This is a genomic window from Pseudomonas sp. UV AK001 (assembly GCF_046097675.1).
Lineage (GTDB): Bacteria > Pseudomonadota > Gammaproteobacteria > Pseudomonadales > Pseudomonadaceae > Aquipseudomonas > Aquipseudomonas kribbensis.
In genome coordinates, this window is sequence record NZ_JBJUVZ010000001.1 from 1,369,358 (window position 1) to 1,386,849 (window position 17,492).

Annotated in this window: 14 protein-coding genes; 10 read left to right on the forward strand and 4 right to left on the reverse strand. The window is 62.2% G+C overall.

The window, feature by feature from the left end:
* Window positions 1-36: 36 nt before the first annotated feature.
* The 8 genes from glgX (at window position 37) to ACKLNA_RS06230 (ending at window position 8,511) form a co-directional block, all read left to right on the forward strand.
* On the forward strand, window positions 37-2,196 hold the full coding sequence (gene glgX / locus ACKLNA_RS06195) for a glycogen debranching protein GlgX (protein ID WP_408985252.1): 2,160 nt from the start codon (window positions 37-39) through the stop codon (window positions 2,194-2,196).
* Between the two features lies 1 nt (window position 2,197).
* The gene (locus ACKLNA_RS06200; protein WP_408985253.1) at window positions 2,198-3,196 is read left to right on the forward strand and encodes an acyl-CoA dehydrogenase family protein; all 999 of its coding nucleotides are present in this window, start codon (window positions 2,198-2,200) and stop codon (window positions 3,194-3,196) included.
* Entirely contained in the window at window positions 3,193-3,951 is a 759-nt protein-coding gene (locus ACKLNA_RS06205) for a PIG-L deacetylase family protein (protein ID WP_408985254.1), read from the forward strand. Before ACKLNA_RS06200 ends, ACKLNA_RS06205 begins: the two co-directional genes overlap by 4 nt.
* A complete protein-coding gene (locus ACKLNA_RS06210; protein WP_408985255.1) occupies window positions 3,948-4,547 on the forward strand; it encodes an SAM-dependent methyltransferase in 600 nt (199 codons plus the stop codon). Before ACKLNA_RS06205 ends, ACKLNA_RS06210 begins: the two co-directional genes overlap by 4 nt.
* Window positions 4,544-5,203: a glycosyltransferase gene (locus ACKLNA_RS06215; protein WP_408985256.1), complete on the forward strand. Its 660-nt coding sequence runs from the start codon at window positions 4,544-4,546 to the stop codon at window positions 5,201-5,203. The genes ACKLNA_RS06210 and ACKLNA_RS06215 overlap by 4 nt, the downstream gene beginning before the upstream one ends.
* A 174-nt stretch (window positions 5,204-5,377) precedes the next feature.
* On the forward strand, window positions 5,378-6,139 hold the full coding sequence (locus ACKLNA_RS06220) for a PIG-L deacetylase family protein (protein ID WP_408985257.1): 762 nt from the start codon (window positions 5,378-5,380) through the stop codon (window positions 6,137-6,139).
* An 87-nt stretch (window positions 6,140-6,226) separates the two neighbouring features.
* Window positions 6,227-7,009, forward strand: a complete 783-nt coding sequence (locus tag ACKLNA_RS06225) for an endonuclease/exonuclease/phosphatase family protein (protein WP_248741462.1) — start codon at window positions 6,227-6,229, stop codon at window positions 7,007-7,009.
* A gap of 431 nt (window positions 7,010-7,440) precedes the next feature.
* Entirely contained in the window at window positions 7,441-8,511 is a 1,071-nt protein-coding gene (locus tag ACKLNA_RS06230) for an autotransporter domain-containing protein (protein WP_408985258.1), read from the forward strand.
* 45 nt (window positions 8,512-8,556) lie between these two features.
* On the opposite strand, the gene glgB is transcribed toward ACKLNA_RS06230, so the two are convergent.
* From glgB to ACKLNA_RS06245, 3 genes are read right to left on the reverse strand one after another with little or no spacing between them, the layout of a single operon-like run.
* Complete coding sequence (gene glgB, locus ACKLNA_RS06235) at window positions 8,557-10,788, reverse strand: 1,4-alpha-glucan branching protein GlgB (RefSeq protein ID WP_408985259.1); 2,232 nt, start codon at window positions 10,786-10,788, stop codon at window positions 8,557-8,559.
* Between the two features lie 2 nt (window positions 10,789-10,790).
* On the reverse strand, window positions 10,791-14,132 hold the full coding sequence (treS, locus tag ACKLNA_RS06240; RefSeq protein ID WP_408985260.1) for a maltose alpha-D-glucosyltransferase: 3,342 nt from the start codon (window positions 14,130-14,132) through the stop codon (window positions 10,791-10,793).
* Between the two features lie 39 nt (window positions 14,133-14,171).
* Window positions 14,172-16,169 (reverse strand): alpha-1,4-glucan--maltose-1-phosphate maltosyltransferase, encoded by a 1,998-nt coding sequence (locus ACKLNA_RS06245; RefSeq protein WP_408985261.1) that lies wholly within the window; start codon window positions 16,167-16,169, stop codon window positions 14,172-14,174.
* Between the two features lie 218 nt (window positions 16,170-16,387).
* On the opposite strand from ACKLNA_RS06245, the gene ACKLNA_RS06250 reads away from it, so the two are divergent.
* Window positions 16,388-16,546, forward strand: coding sequence for a hypothetical protein (locus ACKLNA_RS06250; protein WP_167443771.1), 159 nt, complete (start codon window positions 16,388-16,390; stop codon window positions 16,544-16,546).
* Here ACKLNA_RS06250 and ACKLNA_RS06255 read toward each other — a convergent pair whose 3' ends face one another.
* On the reverse strand, window positions 16,547-17,053 hold the full coding sequence (locus tag ACKLNA_RS06255) for an MgtC/SapB family protein (protein WP_115077809.1): 507 nt from the start codon (window positions 17,051-17,053) through the stop codon (window positions 16,547-16,549).
* 122 nt (window positions 17,054-17,175) lie between these two features.
* Between ACKLNA_RS06255 and ACKLNA_RS06260 the strand changes: the two genes are divergently transcribed.
* Entirely contained in the window at window positions 17,176-17,424 is a 249-nt protein-coding gene (locus ACKLNA_RS06260) for a DUF3203 family protein (RefSeq protein ID WP_408985262.1), read from the forward strand.
* The last annotated feature ends 68 nt before the right edge of the window (window positions 17,425-17,492 follow it).

Below are 17,492 nucleotides of genomic sequence, written 5' to 3' on the forward strand. Positions count from 1 at the left end.
TTTGAAAATGCCCACCCCCGATTTGCAGGAGCACCTATGACCCGTCCAAAGAAAGCCGAGCCCGCCACACACGCCGAACCCACGCGAATCCGCGAGGGTCTGCCCTTCCCGCTCGGCGCCACCTGGGATGGGCTGGGGGTGAACTTTGCGCTGTTTTCCGCCAACGCCACCCGCGTCGAACTGTGCATTTTCGACGATGCCGGCGAAGTCGAGCTCGAACGCATCGAACTGCCGGAATATACCGACGAGATTTTCCACGGCTATCTGCCCGACGCCCATCCTGGGCTGATTTATGGCTACCGGGTTTACGGTCCCTACGACCCGGCGAACGGTCACCGTTTCAACCACAACAAGTTGCTGATCGACCCTTACGCCAAGCAACTGGTCGGCCAGTTGAAGTGGTCCGAAGCACTGTTCGGCTACACCATCGGGCACCCGGATGCCGACCTCAGTTTCGACGAGCGTGACAGCGCGCCCTTCGTGCCCAAATGCAAGGTCATCGACCCGGCGCACACCTGGGGCAACGACCACCGTGTCAGCGTACCGTGGGACAAAACCATCATTTACGAGACCCATGTGCGCGGCATCAGCATGCGTCACCCCGCCGTGCCGGATAACGTGCGCGGCACGTTTGCCGGGCTGATGGTCGACGACGTGCTGGAACACATCCGCAAATTGGGTGTGTCGACCGTGGAGTTGTTGCCGATTCATGCCTTCGTCAACGACCAGCACCTGCTGCACAAAGGCATGACCAATTACTGGGGTTACAACAGCATCGCCTTCTTCGCCCCGGACCCGCGCTACCTGGCCAGCGGCAAGATCGCCGAGTTCAAGGAGATGGTCGCGCACCTGCACGAAGCCAACCTCGAAGTGATCCTCGACGTGGTCTACAACCACACCGCCGAAGGCAACGAACAAGGCCCGACCCTGTCGATGCGCGGGATCGACAACGCCTCGTACTACCGGTTGATGCCGGACGACAAGCGCTTCTATATCAACGATTCCGGCACCGGCAACACTCTGGACCTGAGCCATCCGTGCGTGCTGCAAATGGTCACCGACTCTTTGCGCTACTGGGCCAGCGAAATGCACGTCGACGGCTTCCGCTTTGATCTGGCGACCATCCTCGGGCGCTATCACGACGGTTTCGACGAACGCCACAGCTTCCTCGTCGCCTGCCGTCAGGACCCGGTACTGCGTCAGGTGAAACTGATTGCCGAGCCCTGGGACTGCGGCCCCGGCGGCTATCAGGTCGGCAACTTCCCGCCGGGCTGGGTCGAATGGAACGACAAATTCCGCGACACCGTACGCGCGTTCTGGAAAGGCGATGACGGCCAGCTCGCCGACTTCGCCAGCCGCATGACCGCTTCCGGCGAGATGTTCAATCAGCGTGGCCGACGCCCTTACTCGTCGGTGAACTTCGTCACCGCTCACGACGGTTTCACCCTCAACGACCTTGTGTCCTACAACGACAAGCACAACGAGGCCAACGACGAAAACAATCAGGACGGCAGCAACAACAACCTGTCCTGGAACCACGGCGTCGAAGGGCCCACCGACGATCCGGAAATCAACGCGCTGCGCCACCGGCAGATGCGCAACTTCTTTGCCACTCTGCTGCTGGCCCAAGGCACGCCGATGATCGTTGCCGGTGACGAGTTCGCCCGCACCCAGGACGGCAATAACAACGCCTATTGCCAGGACAGCGAGATCGGCTGGGTCAACTGGGACCTGAGCGAGGACGGCAAGGCGCTGCTGAAGTTCGTCAAGCGCCTGATCAAGCTGCGGCTGACCTACCCGATCCTGCGCCGCGGACGCTTTCTGGTGGGCGAATACAACGAAGACATCGGGGTCAAGGACGTGACCTGGCTGGCACCGGACGCCACGGAAATGACCACCGAGCACTGGCACGATGCGCACAACCGTTGCCTGGGCATGCTGCTCGATGGCCGCGCCCAGGAAACCGGCATCCGCCGCAAGGGCGCCGACGCGACGTTGCTGCTGGTGGTCAACGCCCACCACGACATCGTCAACTTCACCCTGCCGGAAGTGCCTGAAGGCAGTTTCTGGACCTGCATGGTCGACACCAATCAACCATCGATCCGGGGTCAGGAACGCTTCGATTTCGGCCATCAGTACTCGGTCACCGGGCGCTCGCTGTTGTTGTTCGAATTGCAACGCGACGAGGAAGACTGAGATGGATCTTTCGGACTATTTCTCGCGTCACACGCCGGACTACCGGGATAGCGCAGCGCTGGGGCGGTGCCTGCGGGAAATGGTCGAGGCCGGACTGGACCGACTGCCGTTGCCCGGCAGCGGTCGCACGCTGGAGCGCTGGCAGCGACTGTCCGAAGTCGGCGGGCATGATCTGGGTTTGTGCAAACTCTACGAAGGTCACACCGATGCCTTGGCGATCATCGAGCAACTCGGCGGCACACCGACACCCGACAGTACGTGGGGTATGTGGGCGGCCGAACCACCGCAGGCGCGGGTTCGGGTCAGCCGTTCGGGGCAACTGGTGCGGTTGAACGGGCGCAAGGCCTGGTGCTCCGGGGCGGCGGTGCTTACTCATGCCCTGCTCACGGCCTGGGATGAAGAGGACCGCCAGCAACTGGTGGCCGTGGCGCTCGATCAACCGGGGGTTAGCGTGACCGACCAGGGCTGGCAAGCCGTCGGCATGGCCACCACCGGCAGCGTCGAGGTGCTGTTCGATGATGTGGAGGCCCAGGCGATCGGCGACCCTGGCGACTACCTGCAACGTCCGGGTTTCTGGCACGGCGGGATCGGGATCGCCGCGTGCTGGTACGGCGCCGCGAAAGAGATCGCCGAGCGCTTGCGCCAACAGTGTTCACGACGTGAAGAGCCTCACGCGCTGGCCAGTCTCGGCGCCGTCGACAGCGCCTTGCACGCGGCCGCTCAAGTGCTGCGTGTCAGCGCTCTGGACATCGACAGCGATCCCCACAACTGCGCCGAACTGCTGGCCCGCCGCGTTCGCGCAGTGGTCGAAGATGCCGCCGAGCAGGTCATACGCGAGACCGGACGGGCACTCGGGGCCGGGCCGTTCTGCAAGGATCCGCACTTTGCCCGCCTGGCGGCCGACCTGCCGGTGTACCTGCGCCAGAGCCACGCCGAACGGGATCTGGCGGCACTGGGCCAACTGATTGCGCAGCAACCACGCGAGGGTTGGGCCCTATGAAGCGCAACCCGATTGTCGGCGAGGGAACCTCGCTGCATGAATGGCAGGGCTCACGTCATCTGACGGCGTTGGACAGCATCGACATCCTCGACCTGGTGCCGCCAGGATCGAGGGCAGTGGTGATTGCCCCACACCCTGACGACGAGGTCCTGGGAAGCGGCGGACTGCTGCAACTGCTCGCTGCGGCGGGGCGCACACTTCAACTGATTTCGGTCACGGATGGCAGCGCCAGTCATCCCGGCTCGGATCGCTGGCCGGTGGAGCGCCTGAGTGTGGTCCGCCCGCAGGAATCCGCAGAAGCCCTGCGCCGCCTCGGCCTGCCCATGCACCAGTTGCAATGGTTGCGCGGCGGCTTCCCCGACACGCAAGTCGCCGCGCGCGAGTCGATGCTGTGCGAATACCTGACCCACTACCTGCAACCCGACGACGTGATCTTCACCACCTGGCGCGAGGACGGCCACAGCGACCACGAAGCCGTCGGCCGCGCCAGCATCGAAGCGGCCCGGCGCGTCGGTGCGATTTGCCACGAACTGCCGGTCTGGACCTGGCACTGGGCAACCCCGGAAGACACCATCGTGCCCTGGGAACGGGCGCGCAAGATTCTGCTCAACCCGGCGCAGGTCGCGCGCAAGCGTCATGCGGTGCATGCGTTTGCCAGCCAGCTGGAAGGCGATCCCGACGCGGGCCTGCCACCGGTGCTCGCCCCCTATGTCATCGATCGACTGCTGCAACCGTTCGAGGTGGTCTTCCTGTGAGTGTCGAGAATCGTTACTTCGAAGGCCTGTTCGCGGGCAACAGCGACCCCTGGGGATTCCGCCAGCGCTGGTACGAGCAGCGCAAACGCCTCGTGACCCTGGCGGCCCTGCCCCGTCCGCACTACCGGGCAATCTTTGAACCAGGGTGCGCCAACGGTGAACTGAGTGCGGCACTGGCCGAACGCTGCGACCGATTGGTGTGCTGCGACACGGCCGCCGCTGCGGTCAATCTGGCGCGTACCCGACTGAGCCTGTTCGACCACACCGAGGTGCGCCACTGCCGACTGCCCGGCGAGTGGCCCGAGGAGCGTTTCGATCTGATCGTATTCAGCGAAATCGGTTACTACCTGGATCGACAGGATCTGACAGAGCTCATCCATCGCATCAACGACTCATTGACCGCAGACGGGCAACTGCTGGCCTGCCACTGGCGCCCGGTCATCGAAGGTTGCCCGCTCAATGCCCGCCAGGTCCACGACCTGATTCACGAACAGTTGCACCTGCCGCGACTGGTCCTGCATCAGGAAGCGGATTTCCTGCTGGAAGTCTGGAGTCGCGAGCCCCGCTCGGTGGCCGCACTGGAGGGTTTGCGATGATTGGCATCCTGATTCCTGCCCACAACGAAGAAGACTGGCTCGATGACTGCCTCTGCGCCGCCCTGCGCGCGGGTGACCATCCTTTGCTGGCGGGTGAACCGGTGGAAATCCTAGTGGTGCTCGACAGTTGCACCGATCGTTCGGCGCACATCGTCAGCCAGTACCCGGTGCTGGCGCTGAGCATCGACGCGCGCAATGTCGGGCAGGCTCGCGCCCTCGGTGCGCAGCAATTGCTTGAACGCGGTGCGCGCTGGATTTCCTGCTCGGACGCCGACAGCCGTGTCGCCGAAGACTGGCTGGTGGCACAACTGGGGCTGGGCATGGATGCCGTGTGCGGCACGGTGACGGTCGAACGCTGGCATGAATCGTTCGATGAAGCGACGCAGATTCGCTATCACCGTGATTACCAGGCCTGCGAAGGTCACCGGCACATCCATGGCGCCAATCTGGGTGTCAGTGCGCAAGCCTACGTCCGCGCCGGAGGTTTCGAGCCGTTGCCCTGTGACGAGGATGTGCAACTGGTCCGGCAACTGGAGCGATGCGGGGCCAGCATCGCCTGGAGCCATCGCCCGCAGGTCATTACCAGCGCACGTCTGGACAGTCGCGCGCGCGGTGGCTTTGGCGACTATCTGCGACACTTGGCACAGACTGAATAAAAAAAAGCGGAGCAGATTGATCTGTAACGCGACGAACCGCCCTTCTTGAGCAATACTCTGCATCGCGGCAATCCAGGGTTCGGAGCGCTGCCGGGTAATCAACCAGTCTTCAGGGGTCGTACATGCGTGGTCGTGTGCGACTGAAGGCCAGACACAACAAGGACGTCCTGCCCCATGAAACCGTTATCTCTCAACGAAAGCGGCCTGCCGGCGCAAATATGGAACAGCGCCGCGCAACTCGACAATATTCCGGTCATCAACACTCACAGTCTCGTGCCGCCCGGTGCCCGTGCGGTGGTCATTGCGCCCCATCCCGGCGATGAAGTTGTGACCTGCGGCGGCCTGCTGCAACTGTTGTCGGCCCTCGGCCATCCCCTGCAATTGCTCTCGATCACCGACGGCAGTGCCAGTCACCCCGGCTCGCGTCAGTGGTCAGAAAAACGCCTGAGCGTGTTCCGTCCCCAGGAAAGCGTCGAGGCCCTGCGCCGGCTGGGTCTGCCGATGCACAGCCTGAAATGGGTGCGCGGCGGTTTCACCGACAATGCGCTGCTCGATCAGGAAACCCAGCTGACGGAATTCATTTCCCGCTACCTGCGCCCCGGCGACGTGGTGTTCAGCACCTGGTGCGAGGACGGCAGCGCCGATCATGAAGTGGTCGGCCGGGCCAGCGCCAAAGCCGCCCGACAGGTCGGTGCCACGTATCACGATGTGCCGGTCTGGGCCTGGCACTGGCCGGAACGCGACCAGGCACAGATCCCTTGGCACCGCGCCCGCAAGCTGCGCCTCGACACCTGGACCGTCGCACGCAAGAGCCACGCCACGCACGCCTACGCCAGCCAGTTGAACGGCGAGCCGGCCATCGGCATTGCACCGCTGTTGCCCAAGGCTATTCTGGAGCGCATGCGTCTGCCTTATGAAATTGTCTTCGTTGACTGACAAGTGGGCGCGGGCAGTCACTCAAGGTGAACTGCCCGCGCCCGGATCAGTCGCAAGAAGAGGCAGTCATGATTCATAGGAGCGACCGTGTCCAGCGATCCCAAGCGTCATGCCATCGACGTGTCCGCCATTCATCGCCTGCGGGTGTTGACGGTCAATACACACAAGGGTTTCACCGCACTCAATCGGCGTTTCATCCTCCCGGAGCTGCGTGAAGCGGTACGCAGCACCAGCGCCGATCTGGTGTTTCTTCAGGAGGTGGTGGGCGAACACGAACGGCACTCGAACCGCTACAACGAGTGGCCGCAAACCTCGCAATACGAATTTCTCGCCGACAGCATGTGGAGCGACTTCGCTTACGGGCGCAATGCCGTCTACCCCGACGGCCACCACGGCAATGCGCTGCTGTCGAAGTACCCGATCCGCGAATACCGCAACCTCGATGTCTCGATCACCGGCCCCGAACGACGGGGCCTGCTGCACTGTGTACTGGACGTACCGGGGCATGCCGAGGTGCACGCCATCTGCGTGCATCTGAGCCTGCTGGAAAGCCACCGGCAATTGCAGCTGCAGTTGCTCTGTCAGTTGCTCGAATCCCTGCCGGACGATGCACCGGTGATCATCGCCGGCGACTTCAATGACTGGCAGATGCAGGGCAACCTCGCCCTCGCCCGTCGCGACTACCTGCACGAAGCGTTCGAGCGCCATCACGGGCGACCGGCCAAGACCTACCCGGCGCGCTTTCCGCTGCTGCGGCTGGATCGGGTCTACCTGCGCAATGCCAGCAGCCATGACCCGCAGATTCTTGGCAGCAAGCCATGGACGCATCTGTCGGATCACTTGCCGCTGGCGGTCGAGGTGCATTTGTAGTTCGACCGCGCAGTGAGTGTTTACGCCGGCGCCGACTACAGTAGCAATATTGACAGTAATGAGCTGCGTGGTCTGGCAGGAAACAGGGGCATTCGCATCAGTTGGCAGGCCGATAGCAGGCTAAGCAAACGCTCTGTCTCGCGGTTCAAGGCGTGTTTACCCCTGCAAACAACAACTTATATATGTGCAAAAAAACAAACGCTTGCGTTCTTTGATTTAGCCATACCGCTCATCGTCCATTTTCTTGACGCAATGTCGGCGGTCTTCTTAGCTCTACCTTACTACCCCCGGAATCACTACTCGGGGCGAGCCTTAGGACACTCGTGAAAACGGGCTGCCCCAGGTTCGCCTCGCTCCATTCGGTCGCCCCTCATTCGGGGTAGGAGAGACGCCAAGGCGAGATACCGCATGCGCTAGCAAGGTAGACCTTCATGAAAACCTCACTCACCCCACACGAGATCAAAATCACCTTTTGCACCGTTTCAAGTTCTATCTTGCTCTGCTCATCCATGGAGGCGCAGGCGGCTCCTGTGGCGGATGAGACCACTCCCTGGTATCGCCAGGACGTGCCAATCATGACGCTGCCCGCGACCGTCATCACGCCCGATCCGCAACGCCTGAGCCCGCGCCCGGATCTGCGCGGCACGCATCTGATCACCGAGGACCTCGCCCCCTCGGACTGGGATCGGCTTTACGGGCAGCCCTCTCGCCTGGCACAGAGCGACATCCTTGGCACCGGGTTTGCGGTGCCCGGCTCGGGGGAAGTCAAAGGGCCGGCCGTGCTGACCTTGCATGGCAGTGGCGGCCAGACTCAGCGCATCGGCCTGATCGGCGGCCTGAATCATCTCCAGGGCAACAGCAACGGCCTGATCGCCAACCGCGCTCTCGCCGACCCGACCACCGACACCCTCAATCTGCAGGGCCAGAGCCTCGGTGCCTATTACAGCCTGATCGGTGCCGAAGGCTGGCACGTCGACCTGGCGGCCAGCGGTGGCCGGGTCAGCGGCTTTAGCCGCAATGAACAGGGCGCGCGCCTAGCCACGGAAGGCAGCGCGATGACCCTCTCCGTGGAAGGCGGTTTCCCGATCGGCCTGAGCGAAAACTGGGTAGTCGAACCGCAGGCGCAGTTGATCAATCAGCGCATCACTCTCGATACGCCTTACGCGGGCTCGGGCAACGCTTCATCGACCGACATTTCGTCCTGGAGCGGTCGGGTCGGTGCCCGACTGAAAGGCAGTTACGACCTGAGCGGTCTGCCGGTCGAACCCTACGTGCGCACCAACCTGTGGCACACGGTGTACACCGGCAACGCGGTGACGCTCGATCAGGTGGACAAGATCAGCAGCAGCCGCAAGTCCTCGACGGTGGAACTCGGTCTGGGTCTGGTGGCGAAGGTCACGCCGAGCGTGAGCCTGTACGTGAGCGCCGACTACAGCAGTGATGTGGATGACAATGATCTGAACGGGCTGATCGGCAGTCTGGGGGTGCGGATGCGCTGGTAAGGACGCTCCTGCGGGAGCAAGCCGTTTGCTCCCGCAGGTTCATCCTCAACCCTCGGGCTTGAGGATCAGCACCGCAAGCGGCGGCAGATTCAGCTCCAGCGACAACGCCTGACCGTGGCTGGGTACATCCTCGGTAAACGCCCCGCCGCCATTGCCATAGTTGGAACCGGCATAGGTGTCGGCATCACTGTTGAGCAGTTCCTTCCAGCGCCCGGCAAACGGCACGCCCACCCGGTACGACTGACGCGGCACCGGTGTGAAATTGGCCACCACCAGCACCGGCGTCCCCTCCTTGCTCCAGCGCAGCCACGCATAAACGCTGTTGATCGCATCGTCACCGATCAACCACTGGAACCCTTGCGGCGCATCGTCCTGCTCGTGCAGCGCCGGCTCTTCGCGGTACAACCGATTCAGATCGCCAACCAGTTTCTGCACACCTTTGTGTTCGGAATACTGCAGCAGATACCAGTCCAGTTGCTGATCGTGATTCCACTCGCGCCACTGGCCGAACTCGCAACCCATGAACAGCAGCTTCTTGCCGGGATGGGTCCACATGAAGCTCAGATAGGCCCGCAGGTTGGCGAACTTCTGCCAGCGGTCGCCGGGCATCTTGTCGATCAGCGAGTGCTTGCCGTGAACCACTTCGTCGTGGGAGATCGGCAGGATGAAGCGCTCGGACCAGGCGTACACCAGACCGAAACTCAACTCGTTGTGATGATGGGCGCGGTACACCGGATCCTGCTGGATGTAATGCAACGAATCGTGCATCCAGCCCATGTTCCATTTGTAGGCAAAGCCGAGGCCACCCTGCTGGGTGCTTTGACTGACGCCCGGCCAGGCCGTGGATTCCTCGGCGATCACCAGCGCGCCCGGAGCCTCCAGCGCCACCACATCGTTCAGGTGGCGAAGGAAGTCGATGGCTTCCAGATTCTCCCGTCCGCCATGGCGATTGGGCACCCACTCGCCGGCCTTGCGTGAATAGTCGCGATAGAGCATCGACGCCACCGCATCGACCCGCAGCCCGTCGACGTGGAAATGCTTCAGCCAGTGCAGTGCCGAGGCGAGCATGTAGCCGTGCACTTCGGTGCGGCCCAGGTTGTAGATCAGCGTGTCCCAGTCCTGATGGAAGCCTTCCAGCGGGTTGCCGTACTCGTACAACGCGGTGCCGTCGAACTGCGCCAGGCCGTGGGTATCGGTCGGAAAATGCGCCGGCACCCAGTCAAGAATCACCCCGATATCGGCCTGATGGCAGGCGTTGATGAACGCCGCGAATTCATCCGGCGTGCCGTAACGCGCGCTCGGGGCGAACTGCGACAGCAACTGGTAACCCCAGGAACCGCCGAACGGGTGCTCCATGATCGGCATCAGTTCGATGTGGGTGAAACCCAGTTCCTTCACATAGGGAATCAGCCGCTCGGCCAGTTCCGGCCAGGTGTACTGGCGGGCCACTTCGCCGAGGTCATCGAGTTCGCATTGCCAGGACCCGGCGTGCAATTCATAGATCGACAGCGGCGCATTGTGCTGCTGACGCTCGCGACGGCTGCTCATCCAGTCCTGATCCTGCCAGTCGATCTGCAACGGCGAAGCGACTTTCGACGCGGTGTCCGGCGGCAGGCTGGTGGCCAGGGCCATCGGGTCTGCCTTGAGCGGCAGGATGCCGTGGGCGCCAAGGATTTCGTATTTGTACAGATCCCCCGCCTGCAGGCGCGGAATGAACAGTTCCCAGACCCCGGACGGATGGCGCAGCCGCATCGGATGCCGACGCCCGTCCCAGACGTTGAAATCGCCGACCACCGACACCCGCCGGGCATTCGGCGCCCACACGGCAAAACGCACGCCGTCGACGCCATCCACGGTTTTCAGTTGCGCACCGAGGCAGCTGCTGAGGTCGCGGTGATTGCCTTCGGCGAACAGATACAGATCCATTTCACCGAGCAACTGGCCAAAGCTGTAGGGATCTTCCGCGACCTGTTCGCCACCGGCCCAACGCGTACGCAACAGATAAGGCCGCGCCGATTCGAAATGCCCGACGAACAGCCCCGGCGTCTCGGTCGCCTCCAGCGGGCCACGCTCTTCGCCGCTGTCCTTGTCCAGCACCGTGACACTCAATGCGCCGGGCAGATACGCCCGGATGAACTGCCCGCCGGCACCATCGCCGTGGGGCCCGAGAATGGAAAACGGGTCCTGATGTTCTGCGCGCACCAGGGCATCGATGTCCCTGGCCCCGGGCAGCAAACGCTCTTTAACCTGACCCTGTTCCTTGTTCGAGAAACTCATGACTACTCTCCACCAAGATCGGAAAAGGGTTCCAGCCCCGTCAATAACCCATACAGACCGTGCAACGGCACGGGCAGCCAGGTGGGGCGATTTTCGGCTTCATAGGCCACTTCGTAGGCCGCTTTCTCCAGACCGAACAACGCCAGTGCGGCGTCGGCACCTTCAGGATCCTGCCAGGCATGATCAAGACTAGCTGCCGCTCGCTGATATGCCTCGACAAATGCCTCGCGGGCTTCACGCAAATAGCGTTCAGCCACCCGTCGACGCGCCGCTTCGGCTTCGGGACTGTTATCGACGTTGTGCACGTTGATGGTCATCGCAGCCGCGTAATCGAAGGAACGCAGCACACCGCTGACATCCTTGTACGGGCTGTGCTTGCCACGACGCTCGGACAGTGGCCGCGCCGGTTCGCCTTCGAAATCGATCAGGTACGCATCGCCCTTGATCACCAGTACCTGCCCCAGATGCAGGTCGCCGTGCACCCGAATGCGCAAGCCGCCGGCGGATTTCTTCGCCAGTTCCTGCACATGGGCGAGGATGGTTTTCTTGTGGTCGAGCAAACGACTCACAAGCTTCTGATCCGCCGCATCGAGTTCGCTTTGATGCTGTTTGAGCAGCTTCAAAGCGTGCTCGACCTGAGCGCCCACGTCCTTGCCGGTGGCCTGCGCATCCTTGGCCGAACTGACCTGTGGCGCGAAGTCCGGGTTGTCGGTGGGCGCCGCCAGTACCTGATGCATTTCCCCCAGACGCTGCCCGAGCATGCCGGCAAAATCCTTCAACTCGCCGAGGGCGTTATAGTGCTGCGACTGTTCGGACACGGCGTCCGCCAGTTCATCGCGCAAGGCCCGTTCGAGGTTGTTCTGCGTCCATTCCCAGGCGTCGCCCTGATTGCTCAGATAGCCCTGGGCAATCATCAGCAGGTTGTCCTCGCCCTGCCCGTCGCGGCGAATCACCGAACCCAGCAGCGGAGAAATATTGGCAAATCCGGCAGCGGTGAGGTAAGCGCTCATCTCCAGTTCGGGGTGTACGCCAGAAGCGACTTTACGGATCAGCTTAAGCACCAGACTGTTGCCGATCACCACCGAACTGTTGGATTGCTCGGCGGACAGGTAGCGCACTTCGGATTCGGCACCAAGGCCAAGTTTGTCGAGCTGCGGCGTAGCTTCGAAACGGATTTCGCCATCGCTGGAGTCCAGCACCGTGCCGCTTTGCATGCCTTGTAAAACCGCCCGAATAAACGCTTCAAGGCTGAATGCATCGGTGATCAGACCGACCTGACGGACCCGACGCACACGGGACAACGCCAGTTGCTGCGGCAACGCGGGCCCGACCTGATCTTCCGAGATAAACCCGAACGGCAGTTGGTAACGGCTGGCCTGCCCGCCGCTGCTGACTTCGATCTCGCTGAGCAACACCGGATGCTGCGCGTCGCCGAAACGCACACCGTAGGCCAGCCGGACGTGCTCGATGGCCGCGTCCTTGCCGGCGAACCAACGGCGGTTCTGCAGCCAGCTCGGCAGGATCGCCTGTTCTAGGGTGGCCCGTGATGGCGCTTCGAGCAGTTCCTCCATGCGTTTTTTCAGCACCAGCGTGGTGAAGTCCGGCAGGCTCTGCGCCGGCTCGACGTGCCAGCTCGGCATCTGGTTTTCCGCCGCGAGGCCGAACCAGTAGAAGCCGTAGGGCGCGAGGGTCAGCAGAAAGTTGAGCTGGCCGATGGGCGGAAATGCATTACCGCCGAGCATCTCCACCGGCACCATGCCGACGTAGGCCGACAGGTCCAGCTCCACCGCCTGGGCGCTGCGCGAAACGTTGGCCACGCACAGGATGATTTCGTGCTTGCCGTCCGGCCCGGTGTATTCGCGGGTGTAGGCCAGCACGCGGCGATTGGCCGGCGACAGCATTTTCAAGGTGCCGCGACCGAACGCCTTGGATTGCTTGCGCACCGTCAGCAGGCGACGAGTCCAGTTCAACAACGAATGCGGATCGCCGGCCTGGGTTTCGACGTTGACCGACTGAAAGCCGTACTGCGGGTCCATGATCGGCGGCAGTACCAGACTGGCCGGATCGGCCCGGGAGAAACCGCCGTTGCGGTCGATAGACCATTGCATCGGCGTGCGCACGCCATCGCGGTCACCGAGGTAGATGTTGTCGCCCATGCCGATCTCATCGCCGTAATACAGGGTCGGCGTACCGGGCATCGACAGCAACAGGCTGTTGAGCAGTTCGATACGCCGGCGGTCGCGCTCCATCAGCGGCGCCAGACGCCGGCGGATGCCGAGGTTGATCCGCGCACGGCGGTCGGCGGCGTAGTAGTTCCAGAGGTAATCGCGCTCCTTGTCGGTGACCATTTCCAGCGTCAGTTCATCGTGGTTGCGCAGGAAGATCGCCCATTGGCAATTGGCCGGGATCTCCGGGGTCTGCCGCAGGATATCGGTGATCGGGAAGCGATCTTCCTGGGCCAGCGCCATGTACATGCGCGGCATCAGCGGGAAGTGGAACGCCATGTGGCATTCATCGCCATTGACGCCCTCGGCGTCGGTATCGCCGAAGTACAACTGAGTGTCTTCCGGCCACTGATTGGCTTCGGCCAGCAACATGCGGTCCGGGTAGTTGGCGTCGATTTCGGCGCGGATCTGCTTGAGGACGTCGTGGGTTTCCGGGAGGTTTTCGTTGTTGGTGCCGTCGCGCTCGATCAGGTACGGAATGGCGTCCAGCCGCAGGCCGTCGATGCCCATGTCCAGCCAGTAGCGCATCACCGACAGCACGGCTTTCATGACTTGCGGGTTGTCGAAATTCAGGTCCGGCTGGTGCGAATAGAAACGGTGCCAGAAGTACTGGCCGGCCACCGGGTCCCAGGTCCAGTTGGACTTTTCGGTGTCGAGGAAAATGATCCGCGTGCCGTCGTATTTCTGGTCGTCATCCGACCACACATAGAAGTCGCGGGCCGCCGAACCGGGCTTGGCCTTGCGCGCCCGCTGGAACCACGGGTGCTGATCCGAAGTGTGGTTGATGACCAGCTCGGTAATGACCCGCAAACCCCGTTTGTGCGCCTCGGCGATGAAGCGCTTGGCGTCGGCCATGGTCCCGTAATCGCTGTGTACGCCACGGTAATCGGCAATGTCATAACCGTCGTCACGGCGTGGCGACGGGTAGAACGGCAACAGCCAGATGGTGTTGACGCCCAGTTCGGCGATGTAATCGAGCTTGGCGATCAGGCCGGGAAAATCGCCGATCCCGTCGTTGTTGGAATCGAAAAAGGATTTGACGTGAACCTGATAGATCACCGCGTCCTTGTACCAGAGCGGGTCCTTGATGAAGGTGGCTGACTTGGGTTTCTTCGCCATGTGAAACTCCTGTTCAATGCATGAATGCGTCGGCCCGTATCAGGCAGCGGTGATCCGCCAGATCCCGAACGGCTGATAAGCCGGGTCGATCCGCATGAACTGGTACTTGCCGTGCCAGTCCCAGCGATGGCCGTTCATCAGGTCCTCGCCGTGGGTGGTGGCGTCGTCCGGCAGACCCATTTCCCACAGCGGCAGTTCGAAATTCGCTTCCTGCGGGTGATGCGGATCGAGGCTGACGGCCACCAGAATGAAATTGCTGCCATCGGCGCTGCGCTTGCCGAAGTACAGAATGTTGTCGTTCCAGGCGTTGTAGATCTTCAGGCCCAGATGACTGTGCAGCGCCGGGTTCTGCCGGCGGATGCGATTGAGCTGGGCGATCTCGGCGATGATGTTGCCGGGCTGGTTGAAGTCGCGGACGCGGATCTCGTACTTCTCGGAATCGAGGTATTCCTCCTTGCCCGGCACCGGCGCCGATTCGCACAGTTCGAACCCCGAATACATGCCCCACAGGCCCGAGCCCATGGTCGCCAGCGCCGCACGGATGAGAAATCCCGGGCGCCCCGATTGGTGCAGGAATGCCGGGTTGATGTCCGGCGTGTTGACGAAGAAATTCGGCCGGTAGCACTCGCGCCAGGGCGATTCATTGAGTTCGCTGAAGTAACTCGCCAGTTCAGCCTTGGTGTTGCGCCAGGTGAAATAGGTGTAGCTCTGGGTGTAACCGACCTTGCCCAGCCGCGCCATCATCGCCGGAGTAGTGAACGCCTCGGCGAGGAAGATCACCTCCGGGTGCAACGTGCGCACATCGGCAATCAGCCATTGCCAGAACGGCAGCGGTTTGGTGTGCGGATTGTCGACGCGGAAGATCTTCACGCCCTCCTCGACCCAGCCGACGACGATGTCACGCAGTTCGACCCACAGGCTCGGAATCGCTTCCGGCGCATAGAAGTCGACGTTGACGATGTCCTGATATTTCTTCGGCGGGTTCTCCGCGTATTTGATCGTGCCGTCCGGCCGCCAGTTGAACCAGCCCGGGTGCTGTTTGAGCCATGGGTGATCCTGAGAACACTGGATGGCGAAATCGAGGGCGATTTCCAGCCCATGGTCAGCGGCCGCCGCCACCAGTCGACGAAAATCCTCGCGGGTGCCGAGCTGCGAGTGAATCGCTTCGTGGCCGCCCTCTTCGCTGCCAATCGCGTAAGGACTGCCAGGATCGTCCGGACCAGCCGTCAGGGAATTGTTGCGGCCCTTGCGATGGCTGCGGCCGATCGGATGAATCGGCGTGAAATACAGCACGTCGAAGCCCATGTCCTGAATCATCGGCAGGCGCGAGTGCACATCGTTGAACGTGCCGTGGCGGGCGGGATCGTCGGTGATCGAGCGGGGAAACAGCTCGTACCAACTGGCGAACTCGGCCAGTTCCCGCTCAACATCCAGCGGAAATTCCGGGCTGATGCTCAGATACGGGCGGTGATCGGCCTCGGCCATCAGCTGCGCACTTTGCGGGTGCAGAAACAGCGCGACCTGCTCGGTTTCGAGCAGGCCGGACAATTCGTGGTGCAACGCCGCCAGCCGTTCGCTGAGCTGGCCCTCGCTGCGTTCGGCCGCTTGTTGCACCATCGTGCGGCCTTCCTGCAGCTCAAGGCTGACGGGGACGGCGGCCAGGTGCTTCTTCTCCAGTTCGTACTGAAAACTGGCGAACTGGTCGATCCAGGCTTCGATCAGGTACAGATAGCGGCCCATGCGCTGGGGCCGGAACCGGCCTTCCCAGCCGTTGTTGCCCTGATCGCTCATGACTTCGCTTTGCCAGACTTCCTCGCCTTCCTCGCGCCAGCGTATGCGCACCGCCAGTTTGTCGTGACCGTCGGCGAAGATTTTGCTGGTAACCACGATCTCGCGCCCGACCACAGCCTTGACGGCAAACTGCCCGCCATCGAGGGTCGGCCGGGTGTTTTCAATGACAATGCGCGGCAGCAGCAACGCCTGCGACAGCGGGATGTGCGGGTTGTAGCTCTGTTCGGAGGGTTTTTCAGCAGTCATTGAGCATCTCTCCTTAACGCCCCAAGGACGCTCGTTTGCCTGTTCGATACTCACGGCCAGACCTGTGCCCGACCATGAACGCTCTCAGGTTCCGAGCGAACCTCGGCGACAAAAGTTCACAGGGATTTGCCCCGCCACAAAATCGGATCGATTTCGCGCAGAAGTGGTCAACCCACTTAAGCACTTCTCACGCCATGTGCCACACGGAGGTTCATCTGATGACGATTCCGATCCCTGCTGAAACGCCCGATCCGAACATCGACAAACCGGTGCTGCCCGAAACCGAGCCGCAACCGATCCCGGAACAGGAGCCACCGGGCACCACGCCGCCGCCCAAGGAAGAGCCACCGTCGACCATGCCGCCGGTGATTGTCTGATCAGTGGGGTTGGTCGTGATCTTTCTCGAAGATCCTTACGATATGCGGCATCACGCTGAAAACCCCCAGTGCCAGCAATGTACTGAGCACCGCCGTCGCCTCGCGGCCCAGTCCGGCCGCGACGCCGATGGCGGCGGTCATCCATAAACCGGCGGCGGTAGTCAGGCCCTTGACATGGCCTTCGTCGCCTTCGTGATTCTTGAGGATGGTGCCGGCGCCGAGAAAACCGATCCCGGCAATCACCCCTTGCACCACCCGGCTCATCGCGTCGGCCTGGGATCCCGACAACTGCGGCACCAGCACAAACAAGGCCGCGCCGAGGGCCACCAGCATGTGCGTTCGCACCCCGGCGGCCTTGCCCTTGTGTTCGCGCTCGAACCCGAGAATCCCGCCCAATATCGCGGCCATCAGCAGGCGCACGGTGATCCGCGTCAGCTGCGATGCATCGCCGATGTCGGCGAATTCCGCTTGCAGGGTTTCCCACACTTCATGCCACCAGGCGTTCATCGTGCAGTCCTTGTGAAGGGGCGATAAAGGGTGGACAGCGCCGACCATTAATCGGTTGCGTAGAACGATCGGCGCAGCGCAAGCCCTAACGGTTCAGATCCCCTGTGAAAAAGGACAACCCCATGCCTCTTCGTATCGATGAAAGCAATCCGGAATCGAAAGTCTGTTTTTTCACCGTTGAAAATGGTGAGGAAATCCGGATCTGCGACACGCTGGAAGTCAGAACAGATAGCGAAAAAGCCATGTCGTTCGTCGAAGTGGAAGGACGGCGCATCTACGTTACCGAAACCGAAGCTGATGCACTGACCGTCGCAGGCGCCCGGGACGGACGCAAACATCTGAAGGCCGACGACAGTGATTCGGTGATTTGACTGACCTCGATCAACAACCGGTGCAGACGTCTGGGATAGGCATCTGCGCCTTGGCCTGCGGGCTGCTT

Excerpts from the sequence above, each read along its gene's own strand:
- glgB (WP_408985259.1), bottom strand. The coding sequence starts at position 10,788 with ATGAGTTTCTCGAACAAGGAACAGGGTCAGGTTAAAGAGCGTTTGCTG.
- ACKLNA_RS06205 (WP_408985254.1), top strand. The coding sequence starts at position 3,193 with ATGAAGCGCAACCCGATTGTCGGCGAGGGAACCTCGCTGCATGAATGG.
- ACKLNA_RS06220 (WP_408985257.1), top strand. The coding sequence starts at position 5,378 with ATGAAACCGTTATCTCTCAACGAAAGCGGCCTGCCGGCGCAAATATGG.
- ACKLNA_RS06230 (WP_408985258.1), top strand. The coding sequence starts at position 7,441 with ATGAAAACCTCACTCACCCCACACGAGATCAAAATCACCTTTTGCACC.
- ACKLNA_RS06250 (WP_167443771.1), top strand. The coding sequence starts at position 16,388 with ATGACGATTCCGATCCCTGCTGAAACGCCCGATCCGAACATCGACAAA.
- ACKLNA_RS06200 (WP_408985253.1), top strand. The coding sequence starts at position 2,198 with ATGGATCTTTCGGACTATTTCTCGCGTCACACGCCGGACTACCGGGAT.
- treS (WP_408985260.1), bottom strand. The coding sequence starts at position 14,132 with ATGGCGAAGAAACCCAAGTCAGCCACCTTCATCAAGGACCCGCTCTGG.
- ACKLNA_RS06260 (WP_408985262.1), top strand. The coding sequence starts at position 17,176 with ATGCCTCTTCGTATCGATGAAAGCAATCCGGAATCGAAAGTCTGTTTT.
- glgX (WP_408985252.1), top strand. The coding sequence starts at position 37 with ATGACCCGTCCAAAGAAAGCCGAGCCCGCCACACACGCCGAACCCACG.
- ACKLNA_RS06215 (WP_408985256.1), top strand. The coding sequence starts at position 4,544 with ATGATTGGCATCCTGATTCCTGCCCACAACGAAGAAGACTGGCTCGAT.
- ACKLNA_RS06245 (WP_408985261.1), bottom strand. The coding sequence starts at position 16,169 with ATGACTGCTGAAAAACCCTCCGAACAGAGCTACAACCCGCACATCCCG.
- ACKLNA_RS06255 (WP_115077809.1), bottom strand. The coding sequence starts at position 17,053 with ATGAACGCCTGGTGGCATGAAGTGTGGGAAACCCTGCAAGCGGAATTC.